Origin of the sequence: Persicimonas caeni (assembly GCF_006517175.1) — a bacterium.
GTDB classification, from domain to species: domain Bacteria; phylum Myxococcota_A; class Bradymonadia; order Bradymonadales; family Bradymonadaceae; genus Persicimonas; species Persicimonas caeni.
The window spans coordinates 4,533,567-4,553,091 of sequence record NZ_CP041186.1; the positions used below are offsets into that span (position 1 = coordinate 4,533,567).

Below are 19,525 nucleotides of genomic sequence, written 5' to 3' on the forward strand. Positions count from 1 at the left end.
CTCGTGTGCAAGTTCATAGGGGGACAAGGCTCTCCAAACTTGCGGAGGCGATTATGACGACTGACACGCTCCATCGAACAGACTCTCGAAGCTCCACGTCGCTGTGGACGAAGCTCTTTGTGACCGAGGACCGCTGGGCTCCGGCCATTTTGCGCCTGACGCTGGCGGTGGTGATGTTTCCGCACGGCGCCCAAAAGCTGTTGGGCTGGTTTGGCGGTGGCGGCTATAGCGCCACGATGACCAACTTCACCGAGGGAATGGGCCTGCCGTGGATCGTGGCCTTTTTGGTGATCATCATCGAGTTCTTCGGCGCTCTGGCGCTGGCCCTGGGCGCGGCCACCCGGCTCGCCGCCGCCGGTATTGGGGCGGTGATGATCGGCGCGATCGTCACCGTGCACGCCCAGCACGGCTTTTTCATGAACTGGGGAGGCAACCAGGCTGGCGAAGGCTTCGAGTTTCACCTGTTGGCGTTGGGCATCGTGGTGGCGCTGATGGTCGCCGGTGGAGGCAGCGGCTCGATCGATCGCATGCTCACCACGCGACGCTCCACATAGCCTGATGGTGCCTCTGGTGCCGATGTGAGGCGCTAAGCATTGACATCTGCGTCGGGTGTTTTCCTTGAGACTGTAGGTTGAAAGTATCGTTGACCCGGTCTCATGGGGGGCCGGGACGTCCTGTCGCACCACCGCATTCGAGCCGGCCGGTTGTACGTGACTCGCTCGGCTCGACGATCGAACCAGGTGGTTTCGTCAGGTCTATCACCCGAAAACGAGCAGGCGCCGCCGAGCTGTTGGATATCGCCGGCCGCGCCGAATCGTGGGGAGGACATGATGAGTACGATCGCACGACGATGGATAGTCTTGTTGGCCGCGCTGATGTTGGCCGGTGCCACTGTAGGCTGCGAACGAGAAGCCGAGCAGGAAGGCATCGTCGAAGAGGAACAAGAAGGCGTGGCACTCGGTGACGAAGGCATGGAAGGCGGTCTGGGCGATGAGGTCGAGCCCGAAGCCGCCCGCGAAGAGCTCGCCGAGGGCATGACCGGAGAGGAGGACCTCGAGGAGACCCGCGACGATGTCGCCGACGAGCTGGGCATTCCCACCAATGCGCTGGTTTTCGGGCCGGATGTGCGTCAGTCGATCCTGAACGCCAATAACGACTTCGAGCGCGAAGCTTGGGGGACCGTTGGCGCCATCGAGCAACAGTTGACGCGCATCAATATGCAGGACCTCGACGAAACCGAGCAGCAGGCCGCTCAGGAGCTGCAGCAGCAAATCACCTCGGCTCAACAGAACCTCCAAGAGATGGAGCGCGCCAGCGAGCAGGAAGCCGAGCAGATGGAGTCGCAGATGGAGGAGGAACTCGGCGAGATTCGCAAAAACTGGAACGAGATCGTCGATAAGATGAAGTTCGAGGAGCAGCCCGCTGGCGGTGGACCCCTCGAAGATCAGGAAGGCATGATGGAGGGTGAAGAGGGCGGCATGTAGCCCCGCCTCTCCTCTCCAGACCGGCCTGCCTGGGCCGGCTGTCGAGCACGATGGGCGCGGCGCCGAATGGGCGTCGCGCCCTCTTCTTTTATACGCCTTTTATGGCATTGCCTTTGTGAACTTACCTCCGGAGCGCTATAGTTTACGGCAGAGACATCTGTCGACAAAACTTGGCGTTTTTGGTGCCCCTTGTGGTGCGCCTCAGAGGTAGTTATGCAGTATTCGATCGCGAAGGCGTGGCGCTCGTTCGTTCCCGTGGGACTTGTGTGCCTGCTCGCTACCGCGAACGCGTGTTCTCCAGCTGAGGACGCGCCCGGCGGCGAGAGCTCGACGGCCAACGGACGCATCGAAGCGCTGAGTCAAGCCAATCCGGTCTGTGGTCTCGATGTGCTGCCCTCACCGGCTCGGCCGGCCGAAGACCCCTGCACGGCAGGCGAGCTGATCTTGGACGGACCCCTCGCGGCGAGCACAAGTTGGGGAGACTCCTCGAGGGACACTTTTCATCTCACCGACGCCAGCCGCGTGTGCATCCGCGTCGACGGCGCTTTCGGGGCGCGCGTGCACGTCGACGGAACCCCTGTGATGCCTCGACCACGTGAGGCGGGCAGTAGCACCACCAACCATTTTGCGCTGGAGCTCGATGCCGGAACGCATCACCTGAGCCTGCACGGCGCCGACGAAGTCGAAGTACGCGCGTCGCGTATCCGGCCCGGCCAAGTCACCGTGATGGGCCAAAATGGGATCGTGGAGCTGACCAACGTCGCCGTCGACCACCCGATGTTCTCGCCCAACGGCGACGACTACCACGACACGGCCTTATTCAACGCTGACAATTTTCCGTGGTACCTGCCCGGCGAGTATAGCGGGTATTTCGACTACTACCTCGACTGGGAGTGGGAGGTTATCGACGCCCAGACTTGCCAGTCCTACGGCGTGGTGCTCGACGGCGCCACCCAGGTCAACTCGCCGACCAACGTTCAGGCATTGTGGGATGGCTCGGACCCTCAGGCGTCGACCAGCGTACAAGCGCTCGGCTCGAGCAACCTCGAGGGGCCGGCGATCTCCGACGGCTCCTACATCTACCAATATCGCGCCGATCTGATGCGCTCGGACGGACTTTGGCTCGACACGGTGGTCTCCTATCCGCACGGGGTGCTGGTCAACTCGCAGAGCTCGCGCTGGCCCAACAGTTTCGGAGGCACAGGCCCGCTGAGCGTCAACAGCTTGTCGAATGCCAAATTTATCTCGGCCTGCGACCCTAACACCGATCCCTACAGCTGTCTGTGCCCTGCACAGCTCGAGGAAGGCACCCGGTGCACGGCTATCTCGAGCGTCGACCTCGCGACTTTCGACGATCCGAACAACCTGCCCCAAGGCTTTATCAGCTCGACCTACGATTCGGCGACCGACCGCTGGACGGTGGTCGCCGACATGCGCACCTTCAATGGCGGCGGGCTGATCCCGCAGACCAACGGGGACTGGGCTACCATCGGCGAGCTGCAGCAATTCGTCTCCGATTTGACCGGCGTGCCGGTCGACTCGACGAGCGATCGCCTGTTCAACTTCGACTATATCCAGCTCGGCTACTCCACACCGGTTCACGCCAACAAGCCGGTCGTGGGCTTCAACCACTTCCTGCTCGACGTGATCAGCGACCACAATGGCGCGGTGACCATCGGCAGCACGACCTACGACGTACCCACGCTCTTCGCCAACGGCGGGCCGAACACGCCCGCTGCCTACGATATCGGCAGCGATCGCGACGGCGACGAGTGCTACCACAACGGCAATACCAACGGGACCACCGAGATCGAGGCGCGCAGTTGCACCGAACTGCGCATGGCTAACTTGGACCCCGGGGCGAGCAACGTAGGGATCTACCGCATCAAGACGCGCATCTTCGAGATGCTCGTCGACGGCCAAGGGACCACCCGCGAATACTCTTGTAACTCGTCGGGCACCGAATGCCTGATTCGTAGCTACCAGCGTGACGCCGAAGCCATCAAACTCACGCGCGAGCACTACTACGAAGATGGCTCCAATCTCTTGTTGGGTCCGTCCCCTACTCGGTCTTATACCGACTTGCCGATGTTGATCGTCGAGACCGACCGCTACTTCGACGACAACGGCCAAGACAGCTCCTACGACGGGGTCTGCTCGCGCGGGGAGCTTACGCGTGATAGCATGGAAATCCCGTTGGACTCGGCCGATGGGGCGCTGCCCTCGACGTGTATCGTTAACGGGACCTTTTAGGTGCACTGATTAGGTGCACTGAACGCGTTCTTATGTGTTGTAACCAGGGATTTTAGGCGTGAGTGACCGTACGCCGAATACGCCGAATACGCCGATTCCGCCGACGCCGGACCACCATCGGCGTCCGAATCTGTCGACGCTCGATCATTGCGACACCCCGAGAGGGTTGTCGAATCCGTCGTCGATCGTCCACGAGACCCTCGGCCCCTTTGAGGTTCACGAGTCCATCGGTCGGGGCGGCATGGGCGTGGTGTTGCGCGGCAGGCACCTCGAGCAACAGGTGCCGGTGGCCATCAAGGTCATCACCGGCTCGCGCTCGGTCGACGCACATATGCGCCGCCGACTGCGCAACGAGGTTCAGGCGGTCGCCGCGCTGCACCACCCGGGCATCGTCATGGTCTTCGACTACGGCGAAGTCGGCCAGTCCACCGAGCTATTGCGCGAAGACGACGTTCACCGGGGGACTCCTTATTTCGTCATGGAGTTGGCCCAGCGCGGCACCCTGCGCGACCTGGCCGGCAGGGTGCATTGGCATCAGGCCCGCGCGATCTTGTTGACGCTGCTCGATGCCCTTGCCCACGCTCATGCCGCCGGGGTGATCCACCGCGACATCAAGCCCGAAAATATTTTGCTCGCGCGCTGGAATGGCCGGTTGATCCCGAAGCTGGCTGACTTCGGAATCGCCTTCGCCGTCGATGGGGGAGCTGCCACCTCGCATTGTATCGGGACGCCACGCTACATGGCGCCCGAGCAGATCAATCAACCCTGGCGCACCCACGGGCCGTGGTCGGACCTCTACTCCCTGGGGTGTGTGGCCTACGAGTTGCTCAGCGGCATGGAGCTGTTCCAAGGTTCGGACGTCGTCAAGATCTACCAAGAGCACTTCCGCGCCGAGTATCCTCGCCTCGACTCGGTCGTTCCCGTGCCTCCCGAGGTTCAGGGATGGCTCGACAAGATGCTCGCCCGGGATGTCGACGATCGTTTTCAGTCGGCGGCCGAGGCGGCCAAAGCCCTGGCGGCTATCGACGATCACGGCTTGCCCGATACCACGCCCGCCGAGGTGGTCTCCTTCGAGTTTGCCCAACTCACGCCGGTGCTCGACGCGCTGCTCGAGTCCGGCTCGTCGGTCGAGTCGCCCACGAAGAGCACCCTGACCCAGTTGCCCGAGCAGTGGCCACCGCCGACCGTCGAGCCGATGTCGATGCGCATCGTGGGGACCGGGCTGGGGCTCTACGGGCTGCGCGCTATCCCGCTGATTGGCCGCGACGCCGAGCTCGACCGCATGTGGCGTGCTCTGAGAGACGCAGAGTCGACCGCTGAGAGCCGCGTGGTGGTGCTTCGTGGCAGCCAGGGGGCGGGAAAGACCCGGCTGGTCGACTGGTTCACCCAGAGGATCAAGGAGTTCGGCGCCGCCACGATCATGCGCGCCACCCACAGCGCCGAAGGCGGCGGCGCCGATGGGCTGGGGCTGATGCTCGCGCGGCACTTTCGCATCTTGGGCACCAGCGACCAGCAGGCCGAGCGGGTGATTCGCGAGGCGCTGGCCAAAGTCGGCATCGAATCGGACTACGATTGTCAGGCGATGGTGCGCATCGCGCGTCCCTTCTTGGAGGTCGGTGAGTCGGAAAACTCGGTGACTATCGATAATCCCACCCAACGCCACGCCGTGATCCAGCGCTACTTGCAGGCGTTGGCCGAGCAGCGGCCGGTCATTATCTGGTGTGACGATGTGCAGTGGGGAAGCGACGCGATCGAGTTTGCTCGCTTCGTGCGTCGTCACTCCGACTCCACCGGCAGAGTCTTGCTGATCCTGTCGGCGACCGACGATGCGCTTGCCGAGTGTCCCGAGGAGCGTGACCTGCTCGATATTCTTCTCGAGCAGGACCGGGTCGACGAACTCCTCGTCGAGCCACTTGCCCCAGTCGAGCACGAGCGTCTGGTCCAAGAGTTGCTGTTGCTGGAGGGGGAACTCGCTCGCGAGGTGGTCGCCAAGACCGCCGGCAATCCGCTCTTCGCCGTCGAACTCATCGGAGACTGGATCGAACAAGGAGTCCTCGAGAGTGGCGAGCGCGGCTTTGTGCTGCGCGAAGGGGTCGAGCCGACCATCCCCGACCACCTGCACCAGGTGTGGGTCAAGCGTTTCGAGGCGCTTCTCGACGAGCACTCCGACTATGCGCGAGATGCGCTGGAGTTGGCCGCCGCGCTTGGTCAAGACGTCCAGTTCGCCGAGTGGGAGGGCGTGTGCGACCTGGCCGGGGTGCGTCTGGACGAAAACTTGGCCGCCGACTTGGCCGAGCGTCGCTTCATTCGCTACACCGAGGCTGGCTTCACATTTGCGCACGCCATCATGCGAGAGAGCATCGAGCGTCTGGCGCGAAACCACGGCACATGGGTCGCCCGTCGGCGCCATTGCGCCACCTTGGTCGAGACGCTCTACGATATATCCATGCCTCACCACGCAGAACGCTTCGGCCGTTATGCCATGAGCGCTCACGAGTTCAGCCGCGCCTTCGAACCGTTGGTCGAGGGCGCTCGCGGGCGCAGGCGACGCGGCGAGTACCGCGCCGCTCAGCGACTGTTGTCCTCGAGCCTACGTTGCCTCGAGCAGATGGATGCGCCCGAAAATGACCGGCGTTGGGGAGATGTGTGGGTGATTCGTGCACGCACCTATCTGAACAACAGGCAGCCGCGTGAGGCGGCTCCTTGGGCCCGACGGGCGATGGACGCTGCTGAGCGCCATGGATGGACCGAGATTTACGCCCAAGCGATGGGTTGGCTGGGTATGTCCTTGCAGTGGATGGGAGACAAAGCGGCCTCCGAGACGATTCACCGGGCTTGTGAGTTGCTAACCACCATCGACACCGACGCACCGATGCGTGGAGTCTTTGGATCGGTGGCGCACGTGCTGACGAGTCTACGCAATTTCGAAGCAGCCGAACTTATGCTCGACCGGGATCTGGAGGCAGCAACACGCGAAGGCGACGAACTCGCCATCGCCCACAACCACCACCTTCGGGTGCGCCATGCCTTTTTCCAGCACAAGTGGAATCAGGCCCTGCAGTATGGCGAGGAGACAATGGCGCTGTGCGATAGGCTGGGACACCTTCCCGGAAAAGGCTTGTGTTTGGAAATCATGTCCGAAGCCCACCGCCTCATGGGAAATTTCGAGCGCGCTGAAGATCTTTATCGCGAATGCGTCGCCCTTCAGCACACTATCGGCGTGCCCACGGCGGTCTCGGAGACCAACCTCGCCCACATTCTGCTCAATCGCGGCCGCATCCAAGAGGCCGAGCGCTACTTCACGCGCGCGGCCAACACCTTCGCGGACACCGGGCGTCGCCTCTTTCACGTGGTGGCAGTTGCAGGCTTGCTGGCCTGTGCGAGCGCCCAGAAGCTGTGGGACGCCGTCGGAGAACACCTCGACTTCATTCGCGACTTCTTCGACGAGAGTGACGCCAGTGAGCGCGATCTCGCGCTGCTCCTCGAGTTCGCCGGCGATCACCTCCGCGACGCCGGCCAGTTTCGTGACGCCGTCGCCGTCTACACCCTGGCCGTCCAGCAGTGGCATGGACTTGGTGATGAAGAGCGGGTCGACCAAGTCATGGGCAAGATCTCGCGCTGGACATAGGTCCGGTCTTCGACGCTCAGATTGGTTGCGCTGCTGTGGGGTTCGGGAGATACTCGGGAGCTGAGCACCTCTTGCAACCGAATCCCGATGCATCGATTAGCGACGGATGACGACCAGGTCGGACGGGTATGGGCCGATCGCTTCGAGATTCGACGCCGCCTTGGCGCCGGAGGCCTCGGCGTCGTCTACGAAGCCTTCGACCAAGACCGCCAGGAGCGCGTCGCCGTCAAGACGTTGCTGCACCTGAGCCCCAGCGGCTTGTACTCGTTCAAGCGCGAGTTTCGCACCCTGGCCGAGATTCAGCACCCCAACCTGGTACGCCTCGGTGAGCTGATTCACGACGGCGAGCGCTGGTTTTTCAGCATGGAGTTGCTCGAGGGGCAAGACTTCATTACCTACGTGCACGGCGGCCATCCTCCGGCCAATTTCCGTTCTTTACCCCGAGGGCGGGGGCGCGAGAGTTTTCCGCGCTTCGAGCCCGACTCCGATACGCTGCCGATCGACCGGCCGGCCTCCCAGCCCGAGACCCACGAGGTCGATCTCGAACGGCTGCGCGCAGCGCTCGGGCAGCTGACCGGCGGACTGCTCGCGTTGCACCGCGCCGAGCTCGTCCACCGCGACATCAAGCCGTCCAACCTGATGGTGACGCGTGATGGGCGAGTGGTCATCCTCGACTTCGGATTGGTCGCCCAGCTCTACGACAAGCTACTGCCGTCGAATAGCCAACACGACGTGGTGGGGACCGTGCCGTACCTGTCGCCCGAGCAGGGGCGCGGCCGACGAGTCGGGCCGGCGACCGACTGGTACAGCGTGGGCGTGCTGCTCTACCAGATCTTTACCGGCTTCTATCCCTTTGAAGGAAAGCCCCTGGCGGTGCTCTTGCAAAAGGTGTCCGAGCCGGCTCCCGACGTGCGTCTGCTCGCCCCGCACATGCCCGAAGACCTCGCCAGCTTGTGCATGGACCTGCTCGAGACCGAGCCCCAGGCGCGACCCACAGGCGAGGATGTCGCTGCCAGACTGGGCATCGCCAGCGCGGATATCGAGTCGGTCGTGACCTCCGCTGCGGCGCTGGGGCCTCGGCCGCCCTCGGTGGAGTTCGTCGGCCGCCACGCCGAACTCGACGCGCTCGCAGACGCGCTCGCCGACACAGGGCCGCGCCAGAGCGCCAGCGTCTTTGTGTCGGGGGCAGCCGGCGTCGGCAAATCCTCGCTGGTGCATCGCTTCCTGTTCAGTCAGGCCTCCGACGACACCCTGATCTTTACAGGCCGCTGCTACGAGCGCGAGTCGGTTCCGTACAACGGCTTCGATGGGATCATCGACGGGTTGAGTCACTTTCTCAAAGGCCTCGACGAAGGGGAGGTCGCCGACCTTCTGCCCATCGACGCGGCGCTGCTGGGCCGTGTCTTTCCCGTCTTGCTCCGCGTTCCCGCCATCCCCGAGTTCCGTGGGATGACGACGCGCGAGGAGTCGAGCGAGCTGCGCGCGCGCGCTTTCGATGCGCTCGTCAGGTTGCTGGCGAACGTGCGCAGAGACTACGCGATGATCCTGTTCGTCGATGACCTGCAGTGGGCTGACCGTGAGACGCTCGAGCTCCTCGAGCGGGTCAGCCACCCCGAGCGAGGCGCCGGCGCGCTGCTCGTGGCGACGTTGCGCCGCGAAGATGACGGCTCGTATGGAGCTTATGGTCCGCAGGGACTCGAGACGCTGTGCGAGTATGCCCCCGACGTGCGCCTGATCGAGCTCGACAACCTGCCCGAGCGGGACACCCGCGACCTGCTCGCCAGGCTGTGGCCGCAGCAGCAGGATCTGGACACCGACGCCATCGAGCGGCTCGTCGACGACACCCGCGGCCATCCGCTGTTGCTGCGCGAGTTGGTGCGCCACCTGTCCGCAAAGGATTCGAGGGGCGCGACGGATTCCGGTGAGCCAATCGAGCCGGCCGAGCCCGACGTGAACCTGGCGACGATCCTCTGGCGGCGCGTCGAGCGCCTGGGCGAGTTGGAGCGCGAGCTCATCGAGCTCGTCTGTGTCTCGGGCATTCCGGTCAACCTCGACCTGCTCGCCGTGGCGCTCGACGAGGGCATCGGCGCGATGCTCGGCGCCGCCGAGCGCCTGGAGACGACTCGTCTGGTGCGCATGGAGAAGCGCCGGCGGCATCGACGCGTGGTCGCCTACCACGACCGCATCCGGGAGTCGGTCGTCGACCACCTGTCGGACGAGCAGCGCAGCGCCCACCACGCGCGGCTGGCGCGCGCCTATCAGGCCGAGCCCAACCTGCTCGAGGACCCGATGGTGCTGGTGGGCCACCTCGAGCACGCCGGCCGCGCCGAGCTCGCCGCCCAGTATGCCGTCGAGGCGGCCGAGCAGGCCGAGCGCGCGTTTGCCTTCGAGCGCGCCGCTCGTCTCTACCGACGCGCGCTCGAAGCGGAAGACGTCGGCGCCGACGACCGGCTGCGCCTGCAGATCCAGCTCGCCGAGATGGTCCTCAACAGCGGTCATTCCATCGACGCCGCCCACGAGTTTCAGGTCGCCGCCGAGCTGTGCACGGACGCCCCCAGGCGTCGCGCGCTGCGTCGTCGGGCCGCCGAGGCGTTGCTGATCAACGGCGACGTTGGCGGCGGCCTCGAGCAATTCGAGTCGGTGCTCGCCGACACCGGGCTGAGCATCTCGACGAGCACCGTGGGGCTGGTCGTGTCGACCCTCTGGCATAACCTGCGCCTGAAGTGGCGTGGGCTCGGATTCGTGCCGCGTGATCCCGACAAGATCGAGCCTTCCCAGCTCGAGCGCCTCGAGCTTCTGTCGAGCATGTCGCGCCAGATTAGCTTCATCGACCCGGTTTTTGGGTTCAACTACCGGGTGCGCGCCCTGCTGTTGGCGCTGTCGTTGGGACACCGCCCGGCCATCGTCGAGGGCATCGCCCTGCAGGCGGTCGCCTACGCGGCGCGCGGCGGCGAGAGCGCCGAAGCGCGTTGTGAGGAGCTCTTGGAGACAGCCACGCAAATCGCGACGACCGACGCAGAGATGGGCGTCATCATGGGGTGTCGTGCGAGCGTGATGATCTTCATGGGCTATTTTGCCGACGGGCTCGACGTCCTCGAGGAGGCGATGACCCAGCTGGCCGCTCACGCCACCGGCAGTCAGCGCGTCGCCGGCAGCAATCGCCTGAAGGTCTGGCGGCTCAAGACCTTGCTCGAGTTGGGGCGGGTCGCCGAGCTGTACGAAGCCTATGACGCGTTCATCGACCAGGCGCGACGTCAGGGCGACCACCTTCGGCTGATGAGCGCCACGCGCATCGCCGGCGTTCGCTGGCTGCTCGCCGGCGAGCCCGCACGCGTCGAGGGGGCGCTCGAGGCGACGCCGCTGTACGCGCCGTTGATCACCCATTCGATCTTGCACTGGTACGACCTGCGCATCCGCGGCGAGCTCGCGCTCTACCGGGACAGCGTCATCGACGACTGGGAGGCGCTCGAGCGCCAACACAAGGTGGTCAGCCGCTCGCCGTTCGCCCGCCGCTTCGGCCTGGCGCGCATCGAGGTGCGCTGGTGGTGGGGGCGTTTGCTGCTCGCTCTCGTCGAGCAGCGCCGCGCAGACGCCGGACATCACAAGCAACTCGACAAGGTCATCAAAAAGCTGCGCAGAGAGTCCGCGTCGTCGCTGTCGGAGATGCTCGCCGACATGCTCGAGGCCGGCCGCCACGCCTGTGCCGGACGACACTCCGCGGCCGTCGACACGCTCGCGCGCGTCATCGAGCAGGCCGAGGTGCGTGGTCAGATGCTCTATGTCGCCGTGGCACGCTACCGGCGCGATATGCTCGACCACGGCCGCCCCGGCGAAGACGCCACGGCCTATTTTGCCGCCGAGGGCATCGCCGAGCCAGACCGGGTCGCCCAGATCTTCCTCCCCGGCTTCAACCGCAGCGTCGAGCAGCTCGCGCCCTAAATGATTCGATTTTCCAAGCGATTAATGGTAGTGCTAAACCGATCGGTTAAACGGTGAGTCAGTCAATGCAGAGGTATCTAGGATGAACGATCAACGTGATGAATCCAGGGCCCGTTGGGGGCTTCAAATGTCCGGCGTGGCAGGCAAGGTTCTCTTGGCCGCAGCGCTCTCTCTCGGCGTGGCCGCGACGGGCTGTAGCGACGAGGAGGAAAAGAAAGAAGAGCCGATCGTCGACGCCGGCAGCGATGCGGCGGACACGAATGATATGGGCGATGCGGATGACGACGCCGGTGACGCCACGCAGAGCCAGGCGGTCCGCATCGACGGGCTGTCGGCGCCGGTCAAGGTACAGTTCGACCCGTCGGGCGTGCTGCATATCGACTGCCAGACCGACCTCGACTGCTACGCAGCCCAGGGCTATTTCCACGCCGACCATCGCTTCTTCGAGATGGACCTGATTCGCCGCCAGACCCGCGGCCAACTCTCGCAGGTCATCGGCCAACTCGGATTGGACGGCGACAAGCAGTTTCGTCACCTGATGACCACGCGCGACGGCACGCCGCTCGAAGAAGCCTACTTGGCTCAGGTCAGCGACGAGACCCGCGCCATGCTCGACGCCTACGCCAACGGCGTGAACGCCTGGTTGGCTGACATGCGCGCCGGCGAGAACGACGCCACCCTGACGCGCGAGTACGAATTCCCGTTGGTCGCCGCCGACAATATCCGCGACTGGGAGCCCGCAGACACCATCGCGCTGTACCTGCAGTTGGCCTACCAGCTCAGCGAGACGGCGACCGACGACCTGTTCCGCGGCGAGATGGCCACCCGTCTCGATCCGGAGGTCGCCGCCGACCTCTTCTCGGTCAAGCCGGGCCTGGAGAGCAACACCATGCAGGCCTCGGGCGTCGACCCGTCGACGATGATCCGCTCGAACCTGGGCGGCGCGCTCGACCCGGCGGTGATGCGCGCGGCCAAAGAGCGGCTGCACCCGGCGATGGACGCCATGGCCGCCGCTCGCAAGCGCTTCGACGACAACCCCTCGCTGCTCTTCGGCCCCCGCAACGGCGAAGACGGCTCGAACAACTGGGTCGTCGCCCCGTCGCGCACCGCCAACGGCAAGGCGATCTTGGCCGACGACCCCCACCTTTCGCTGAACAACCCGGCGATCTGGTACTTCGTCGAGCTCGACTCGAAGACCAACGGTGAGGGCAACCTGCACGTGGTCGGCGCCTCGGTCCCGGCCGTGCCGGGCATCGTCGTCGGACACAACAACGACGTGGCCTGGGGCGTGACCACCGCTCGCCTCGACCTGGCCGACGCCTACATCGAGGAGCTCAACGACGACGGCACCGCCGTGATGTTCAACGGCCAGGAAGTGCCGCTTCTGCAAAAAGACTTCACCTTCGAGACGAGCGACGGCCAGTCGATCACCGAGACCTTCGAATGGGTCCCTCACCACGGCCCGCTCATCTCCAAAGACGTCGCCAACAACCGCGGCGTCTCCATCAAGTGGGTCCTCAACGAAGCCGGCAACGACATCGACTTCTTGAACGACCTGATGACCGCCACGACCACCGCCGAGGCGATGGACGCCCTCGGACCGGTGCGCGCCATCAACCAGAACTGGATCTTCATGGATCGCGCCGGCTCCATCGGCTGGAACCCCAAGGGCGCCATCCCCAACCGTCCCTTCGCCACCACCGAGCTTCCCAACTGGCTGCCGCTCCCCGGCGACGGCTCGGCCGAGTGGGACGGCTACCTGTCGGAAGCCGACTCGCCCAAGATGGTCGATCCCTCGGCCGGCTTCATCGCCACGGCCAACAACGACATGGACGGAAGCTACACCGACGGCGACCCGACGAACGACGGGCACAGCCCCTGGCAGTCGCCGCCGGCCTACGGCCACCGCCACAAGCGCATCGTCGAGCTGATCGAAGAGGGCGGCAATAGCCACACCGTCGACACGATGCACGAGATTCAGGCCGACACCTACGTGCTGCACGGCGAAGTGCTCGTGCCCCATATCCTGCAGGTGGCCAACGACAACGCCGACCAGGTGGGCGACGAGGCCCAGAAGGTCGTCGACGCACTCGCCGACTGGCAATACACCTGCCCGACCGGCCTCGACGGCACCGACCCGAACGCTTCGCCCAAATCGTCGGACGCCGACGAGGCGCGCGAGTCGATCGGCTGTGCCGCGTTCCACGTCATGCTCCCCTACCTGACCGAAGCGGTCTTCGCCGACGAAATCGCCGAGGGCAGCAGCTACGAGACGCTGGCCAACTGGTACTCGTTGCAGTCCGCGCTCATCTACGTGTTCGACGCCCCGGGTGAGCTCAACCGCGGGGAGGACTACTTCGACGATGTGTCCACCGACGCGTCCGCCGAGACCAAGACCGACGTCGTGCTCGAGGTGCTCGACACGACCGCCGCCAAGCTCGCCGAGGATACCGTCTTCGCCAGCAGCACCCCCGACGACTGGCGCTGGGGCCGCATCCACTGGGTCAAGTTCACCAGCCTGTTCGCCTCGGCCGGCGTCTCGCTGTTCGACAACGGCCCGTTCGCCAACGACGGCGGCTTCTCGACCGTCGACGTGGCCAACCCGACCGGTCGCGCAGGCGACTTCGACGACTCGTGGAACCACCCCAACGGCCCGTCGCTGCGCGTGGTCTTCGAGGCCACCGACGACGGCATCGACGCCTGGTTCCAGCTGCCCGGCGGCCAGGACCACCACGAGGACTCCGAGTTCTACGGCAGCCTCATCGACGAGTGGCTGAGCAACACGCCCACCGAGTTGCTCTACGACCGCGATGAGGTCGACGCGGCCGCCGTCGAGACCATCGAGGTCCAACCGGCCGAGTGAGCATGGTCAATCGCGCGCCATGTGCTACCCTGACGAGGTCCAACTACCACGTTAGGGAGAGCACATGGCGCGCATCTCGAAAGCCTTCCCCCGGCGGCTCTTCGTCGTCTCTGTCCTCGCTGCATCGCTTCTCTTCGCCTCATTCACCCTCACCGGCTGCTTCTCGCGTCTTACCGGCAACGAGGGCCAATTCACGTTCGGTTACCTGACCGACGTGCAGATCGAAAACTTCAACAAGCCCATCGCCCCGGGGGCGCGCCTCGATTTGGTCGCCTTCGAGAACGGCAGCGACGACAAGCAGTACCGGGTGGTCGAGGCGACCTCGTCGAACCCGAAGGTGCTCACCGTGGCGTCGGTCAACGGGCGGCACGCGGTGTTGGAAGGCGTCGCTCCGGGCAGCGCACGCATCACGATGACGGTGCGACGCGCCGACGGCACGACCTTGGAGGACTCGGTCTTCATGAGCGTGGCGAAACCGACCGCGCTCGAGCTCGCCCATACCTGCGCAGACACGCCCAAGGCAGCGTACGTGGCATCCGACAACCTGACCGTGCCGTTTGCGCTGCACGCCGAAGATGGCCGCGCGGTTGTCGGCTACCGCTACGTGCCCGTCGACGTCGAGCCGAAGGGCGCCCTGAAGTTCGTGTCGCGCCCGCGCGAGTTCTCCGAGATCGTCTTTCGCGCCGGCCCGCCGGCCGAGGACGTGCGCATCACCTCGAAGGTCGACGACACCTCGCTCGAGCTGCGGCTGGTGCGCCGCTCCGACGTGGATCAGATTCGCCCCGAGCCTGCGACCTTGCAGGCGCTCACGGCCGTGGGCTACGAGCAGTTTGTCGGCTTCTACCCGATGGCCGGCACCGACCCGGTCTGCCAGTCGGGGATGCTCACCGAGGCGCGAAGCCTGACCCCCGACATCTGTAAGGTGAGCGCGGATCTCGACGAAAACGGCTCGAATTGGAACCGCGCACAGATGGCGCGCGTCAAAGGTGTTGGCTTCGGCATATGCCGCTACGAGATCACGTTCCCCGAGGCCGCCGGCGGCGACGGACTCACCGAAGCCTTTACGATGCCTGTGGGCCAATTCCCCGAGGGCGACGACGCGGGCGAGCCCGCGGCCAGTGTAGCTCACGAGGCCCCGGAGCGTGCACTCCCATGGTATCTGACACCGCTGCTCGCGCTGTTGGCGTCGGCGCTGCTCGCGCCCTGGGCGTGGTGGTGGACGCAGCGACGCGAGGAAGATTGAGGACGGTAGATGACAAAAGACCGCAGATGAAAAAAGATCGAGACAAGTGGAACGCAAAATTCGGCGGCCGCGCCGACGAGCCGCTCGACCCCAACCCGTTCATCGTCGAGCACGTCGACCGGCTCGAGGAGGGCTCTGTGCTCGACCTCGCCTGCGGTGACGGCCGAAACGCGCTCTTTTTGGCCGAGAGCGGCTTCGAGGTGTGCGGCGTCGATATCTCCGACGTGGGCCTCGCCCGCCTTCGCCGCTTCGCCGCCGAGCGCGGCCTCGACGTCGACACCCATCAGATCGACCTGGACGCGCCCGACGCCCTCTCGGGCCTGTCGGGCTTCGACAACGTGGTGATCTCGCACTTCAAGCCGCCGCAGACCTTCTGGGCCCAGGCGCCCGATTTGCTGCGCCTGGGCGGCGTGCTCCTCATCGACACCTTTTCGATTCGCCAGCACGAGGAGTTCGGGTTTCCCGAGCGGTTTTGCCTGCGGCCGGGGGAGTTGCGCGACGTGTCCGACAAACTCGAGGTGGTGCTCCACGAGGAGCACGGGGCGCCCGAGAAATACCTCGAGGGGTATCTCTTTCGGCGGGTGTGAGGCGGGAGGCAGTCGGAAGGTTGTTTGCCGTGGCGTTGCTTACCGTCGCCGCACCTTCATCTCGATCGCCGTCGCGGGGCGTTGGGTGACCGAGGGCTGGGTGCGAAGCGCCTGGCGAGAGACGTTTTCGAGGCGAACCTGCTGGGCCATCGTGGCCACGACCAAGATCGCCTCCATCATCGCAAAATAGTTGCCGATGCAGATGCGCGGGCCGCCGCCGAACGGGAAGTAGGCGAAGCGTGGGATGCGGTCTTCGAGCCCGTCGAGCCAGCGCTCCGGGCGAAAGAGGTCAGGGTTGTCGAACCAGCGTCGGTCGCGGTGCACCAGGCTCTGCGGCAGCAAGACCTGCGCGCCTTTGGTCACCGTCCAACCGGCGATTTCGACGTCCTCGATCGCCTCGCGCCCGATGGTCCAGGCGGGCGGATACAGCCGCATCGTCTCCTGGATGACCGCCTCCGTGTACGGAAGCTCGGAGACGTCATCGGCGGTCGCCACACGTTCGCCGAGGACCTCGTCGACCTCGGCGTGGACCTTGTCCATGACCCACGGATGGTCCGACATCAGATACCAGGCGTACATGATCGCAAGCGCGGTGGTCTCGTGGCCGGCCAAAAACAGCGTGATGACCTCGTCGCGGAGTTGCCCGTCGGTCATCTGGTTGCCCTCGTCGTCGACCGCGGCGATGAGCCGGTAGAGCAGGTCATCTCCCTCGGTGGCGTCCTGGCGGCGCTGGTCGATGAGCTTGTAAATCAGCGCGTCGAACTCCTCGAGCGCTTTCTCGAACTTCGCCCTCATCGGGGTCGGCAGCGGCTCCGGGACGAAGCGCCACAGGGTATGCGCCTGCTCGTGAAACCCCTCCATCGCCGTGTCGAGCGCCTGTCCGACGCGGTGGATATCGCTGTCCATCTCGAGGTTGAAGAGCGTGTCGACCACGATGCGAAGCGTCACCTCCATGGCGTCGCGATGCAGCGGGCGCACCTGCCCGTCCTCCCAATCGTCGAGCATCTGACGAGTGCGCTCGACCATGACGTCGGCGTAGTGCGCGATCTGCTTGCGCCGAAGGTTCGGCGAGATGAGCCGGCGCTGGTGGCGCCACATCTGCCCCTCGCTCGTCAGCAGTCCCTTGCCCAACAGGACGTCGAGCTCGTGGGTGAGCGCGTCCTTTTCGAACGAGCTGCTCTTGGTCAGCAGCACCTCCTCGATCGCCTCCGGGTCGGTGAACAGGTAGGCGTCGAAGGTCCCCAACTTGAAGAACGACGCCGAGCCGTAACGGCGCGTGATGCGTCGAAAGCAGCCGATCTGGTCGGTGGCGAAGTCGACCAAAACCTTCAGGTTCTGCCAACCACGTGGCCCCGGCGGCCGCGCAGGCGCAGACTCTCCCGACTTGAACCGGTCCACCAAATTGAGCCCATCTTTCAAACCAAACATGACGAAGCTCCCGAGCAAAGAACGACCAAAAACCCTATCGAATTAACTACACGCCCCCCACAATCTCAACCCCAAGACCCCAAGACTGCGTCTCACTGCCGCGCCCCCTGCGCCACCCACGTCTCGACGAGCTGGATCTTCTCCATCGACATCGGCGGCAGTCCCAACGGCATGCCGCGCACGCCCTCGACAGGCTCGCCGGCGACCTCGGCGTGCCGGGCGAGCATGTGAGCGACGAGCGGAGAGACCCCGTCGGCGCCTGGCTCGACAACGCTCTCGCGCTCTCCGTCTTCGCCCAGACGCCCGCGCTCGATCGCCTCGTAGCTTCCCAGGTCGAGGCCCTTGCCCTCGAAGCCGAACCCGCCGGTGTTGCCCGGCCCACCGTCCCCGTTGTTGCCGTCGGGGTCGGAGTGGCAATGCCAGCAGACCTTCTTGAACACCTCGCGCTCCACCTCCGCATAGCGCACCTCGCGTTCGAGCACAGGCAGGCGCTTCGGCATCTCGGGTCGCGCGACGGGGGCGAGCTCGGCGCGCAAAATAAAGGCGGCCGCCTGCTCGCGCTCCGTCTCGCTCAACGGGATATGCGGCATGAGGCTGTCGGACTTGATCTTCTTCGAGTCTTCGAGCCAGGCGACCACCGCCGCCGGGCTCATCCGGTCGCGAGTGTAGCGAAGATCGGGGGCGAGCTTCATGGCGCGGGCGAGCGCCTCGGGCTCCATCTCGACCGGCACTGGAGAGGCTTTTAGCCCCTCGACGCCGCCAAAAGCGTGACAACTCGTGCAGCCGTTCGACTCCAAGACGGCGCGACCGGCCCCGAGGTCCGCCTGCGACAAATCGACCGCCTCGTGAGCGCCTGTGGAGGTCGGCACAAAGTACTCGGCGATGGCGCGCGCGTCCTTCTCGGGCATCGCAAATCGCGGCATCGTCGCTTCCAGCCGCGGCCGGAGGTCGTGCGGTGACCGCAAGAAGTCGACGAGCCAGTCGCGCCGAAAACGTCGGCCTGCGCCCGTCAGCGTGGGGACGTCGATGAGGTGGACTACGTTTTTTTGCCAATGCGTAATCGCCTCGGCGGGGTACTCCTCGTCGAGCTCGCCGTCGTGGAGCGCGTTATGACACCCGGTGCAGCTTCGGTCCTGCTCGGCGAGTTCGAGCCGACCTCCTTCGAAGGGCCCCTGTTCGGCCCGCGTTTGGGTGGGCTGGGCGAGCGCAGAGTGACAGCGATTGCATTCATAGCGCTCTACGACCGCCACGGGGCTGCCCGGCGGCGGCGCTGTCTCGCATCCGAAGCCTCCTCGCTCACATCCGACCAGCGTCAAAAGCGCGAGCACGCCGAGCGCGAGAGAAATTGTGTCGCTAAAGAGTAACGAAAAATGCATTCGTGGCATCTAAGTTCTGAGAGCACTCGTAGTTCACGCTGTTCGATACACCATACACCGCCTGACCCTGTTGTTCCCAGTGAGGAGCACAACGTGATTATTAGCGATGACTTTCGGGCGCACTTCGACCCGGAAGAGTTGGCCGAGCTCGATCGTGATTCAGCCGTGATTTTTGGGCTCAGGCGCGACTTGACCCTCGCGCTGATGAACGAAGCTTGGTTTCGGTTTGCCCGAGAAAATGGCGCGACGCAGGCGTTCTTCGAGGAGTACGGGCTCGGATCCTCGTATCTCCAAGCGTTGCCGTCGCCCGTGCGCGACTTCTTCGCCAAGCGCGTGCGCGAATCGATGAAGCGACAGGAGCGCTGGGCCTTCGATTATTTGTGTCCGGGAAAGGACACGCTCCAGAAGTTTCGCATGAAGGTCTTTCCGCTCGAAGGGGGCGTGGGCTGCTTGGTCAGCAACTCGCTGATCGTCGAGCTGCCTCATCCCGACGAAACCGGCGCTGACCTCAACATGATCGATGCGTACGTCGGCGCGAACAACATCGCCACGCAGTGCTGCCACTGTCAGCGCGTCCGCCTCGTGGCCGACCCGACGCGCTGGGACTGGGTGCCCCGGCTGGTCGACCAGATGCCCAACAATATCTCTCACTCCATCTGTCCGACCTGCTTCGCTTACTTCTACCCATCCGAAGAGGGAGACGAGGAGAGCTGAGGGCGCGCCA

Annotated in this window: 11 protein-coding genes; 9 read left to right on the plus strand and 2 right to left on the minus strand. The window is 64.8% G+C overall.

The genetic code is table 11. From position 1 onward, the window contains the following. Positions 1-101: 101 nt before the first annotated feature. From FIV42_RS16675 to FIV42_RS16705, 8 genes are all read left to right on the plus strand, one after another. Positions 102-554, plus strand: a complete 453-nt coding sequence (locus FIV42_RS16675) for a DoxX family protein (RefSeq protein WP_390619663.1) — start codon at positions 102-104, stop codon at positions 552-554. A 276-nt stretch (positions 555-830) separates the two neighbouring features. Further along, entirely contained in the window at positions 831-1,484 is a 654-nt protein-coding gene (locus tag FIV42_RS16680; RefSeq protein ID WP_141198785.1) for a hypothetical protein, read from the plus strand. 213 nt (positions 1,485-1,697) lie between these two features. Beyond that, the gene (locus tag FIV42_RS16685) at positions 1,698-3,737 is read left to right on the plus strand and encodes a hypothetical protein (RefSeq protein WP_141198786.1); all 2,040 of its coding nucleotides are present in this window, start codon (positions 1,698-1,700) and stop codon (positions 3,735-3,737) included. A 58-nt stretch (positions 3,738-3,795) separates the two neighbouring features. Then, a complete protein-coding gene (locus tag FIV42_RS16690) occupies positions 3,796-7,365 on the plus strand; it encodes a serine/threonine-protein kinase (RefSeq protein WP_141198787.1) in 3,570 nt (1,189 codons plus the stop codon). An 87-nt stretch (positions 7,366-7,452) separates the two neighbouring features. Continuing rightward, positions 7,453-11,304 carry a serine/threonine-protein kinase gene (locus FIV42_RS16695; RefSeq protein ID WP_141198788.1) on the plus strand — a complete coding sequence of 1,284 codons (3,852 nt, stop codon included), beginning with the start codon at positions 7,453-7,455 and terminating at the stop codon, positions 11,302-11,304. 127 nt (positions 11,305-11,431) lie between these two features. Beyond that, positions 11,432-14,167 (plus strand): penicillin acylase family protein, encoded by a 2,736-nt coding sequence (locus tag FIV42_RS16700; RefSeq protein WP_168210709.1) that lies wholly within the window; start codon positions 11,432-11,434, stop codon positions 14,165-14,167. A gap of 64 nt (positions 14,168-14,231) precedes the next feature. After that, a complete protein-coding gene (locus FIV42_RS30195; RefSeq protein WP_168210710.1) occupies positions 14,232-15,410 on the plus strand; it encodes an Ig-like domain-containing protein in 1,179 nt (392 codons plus the stop codon). Between the two features lie 26 nt (positions 15,411-15,436). Then, positions 15,437-15,997 (plus strand): class I SAM-dependent methyltransferase, encoded by a 561-nt coding sequence (locus tag FIV42_RS16705; RefSeq protein ID WP_168210711.1) that lies wholly within the window; start codon positions 15,437-15,439, stop codon positions 15,995-15,997. A 39-nt stretch (positions 15,998-16,036) separates the two neighbouring features. Here the strand turns inward: FIV42_RS16705 and FIV42_RS16710 are convergent, their stop codons facing one another. Together FIV42_RS16710 and FIV42_RS16715 are read right to left on the minus strand one after the other, a co-directional pair. Then, positions 16,037-17,425, minus strand: a complete 1,389-nt coding sequence (locus tag FIV42_RS16710) for a cytochrome P450 (RefSeq protein ID WP_141198791.1) — start codon at positions 17,423-17,425, stop codon at positions 16,037-16,039. A gap of 92 nt (positions 17,426-17,517) precedes the next feature. Further along, positions 17,518-18,801, minus strand: coding sequence for a c-type cytochrome (locus FIV42_RS16715; RefSeq protein ID WP_168210712.1), 1,284 nt, complete (start codon positions 18,799-18,801; stop codon positions 17,518-17,520). Positions 18,802-18,894: 93 nt separating this feature from the next. Between FIV42_RS16715 and FIV42_RS16720 the strand changes: the two genes are divergently transcribed. Beyond that, positions 18,895-19,515 carry a hypothetical protein gene (locus tag FIV42_RS16720; protein ID WP_141198793.1) on the plus strand — a complete coding sequence of 207 codons (621 nt, stop codon included), beginning with the start codon at positions 18,895-18,897 and terminating at the stop codon, positions 19,513-19,515. The last annotated feature ends 10 nt before the right edge of the window (positions 19,516-19,525 follow it).

What these genes read in the sequence shown, in the direction of transcription:
- FIV42_RS16680 (WP_141198785.1), top strand. Translation starts at nt 831, where the DNA reads ATGAGTACGATCGCACGACGATGGATAGTCTTGTTGGCCGCGCTGATG.
- FIV42_RS16685 (WP_141198786.1), top strand. Translation starts at nt 1,698, where the DNA reads ATGCAGTATTCGATCGCGAAGGCGTGGCGCTCGTTCGTTCCCGTGGGA.
- FIV42_RS16695 (WP_141198788.1), top strand. Translation starts at nt 7,453, where the DNA reads ATGCATCGATTAGCGACGGATGACGACCAGGTCGGACGGGTATGGGCC.
- FIV42_RS16700 (WP_168210709.1), top strand. Translation starts at nt 11,432, where the DNA reads ATGTCCGGCGTGGCAGGCAAGGTTCTCTTGGCCGCAGCGCTCTCTCTC.
- FIV42_RS30195 (WP_168210710.1), top strand. Translation starts at nt 14,232, where the DNA reads ATGGCGCGCATCTCGAAAGCCTTCCCCCGGCGGCTCTTCGTCGTCTCT.
- FIV42_RS16705 (WP_168210711.1), top strand. Translation starts at nt 15,437, where the DNA reads ATGAAAAAAGATCGAGACAAGTGGAACGCAAAATTCGGCGGCCGCGCC.
- FIV42_RS16710 (WP_141198791.1), bottom strand. Translation starts at nt 17,425, where the DNA reads ATGTTTGGTTTGAAAGATGGGCTCAATTTGGTGGACCGGTTCAAGTCG.
- FIV42_RS16715 (WP_168210712.1), bottom strand. Translation starts at nt 18,801, where the DNA reads ATGCATTTTTCGTTACTCTTTAGCGACACAATTTCTCTCGCGCTCGGC.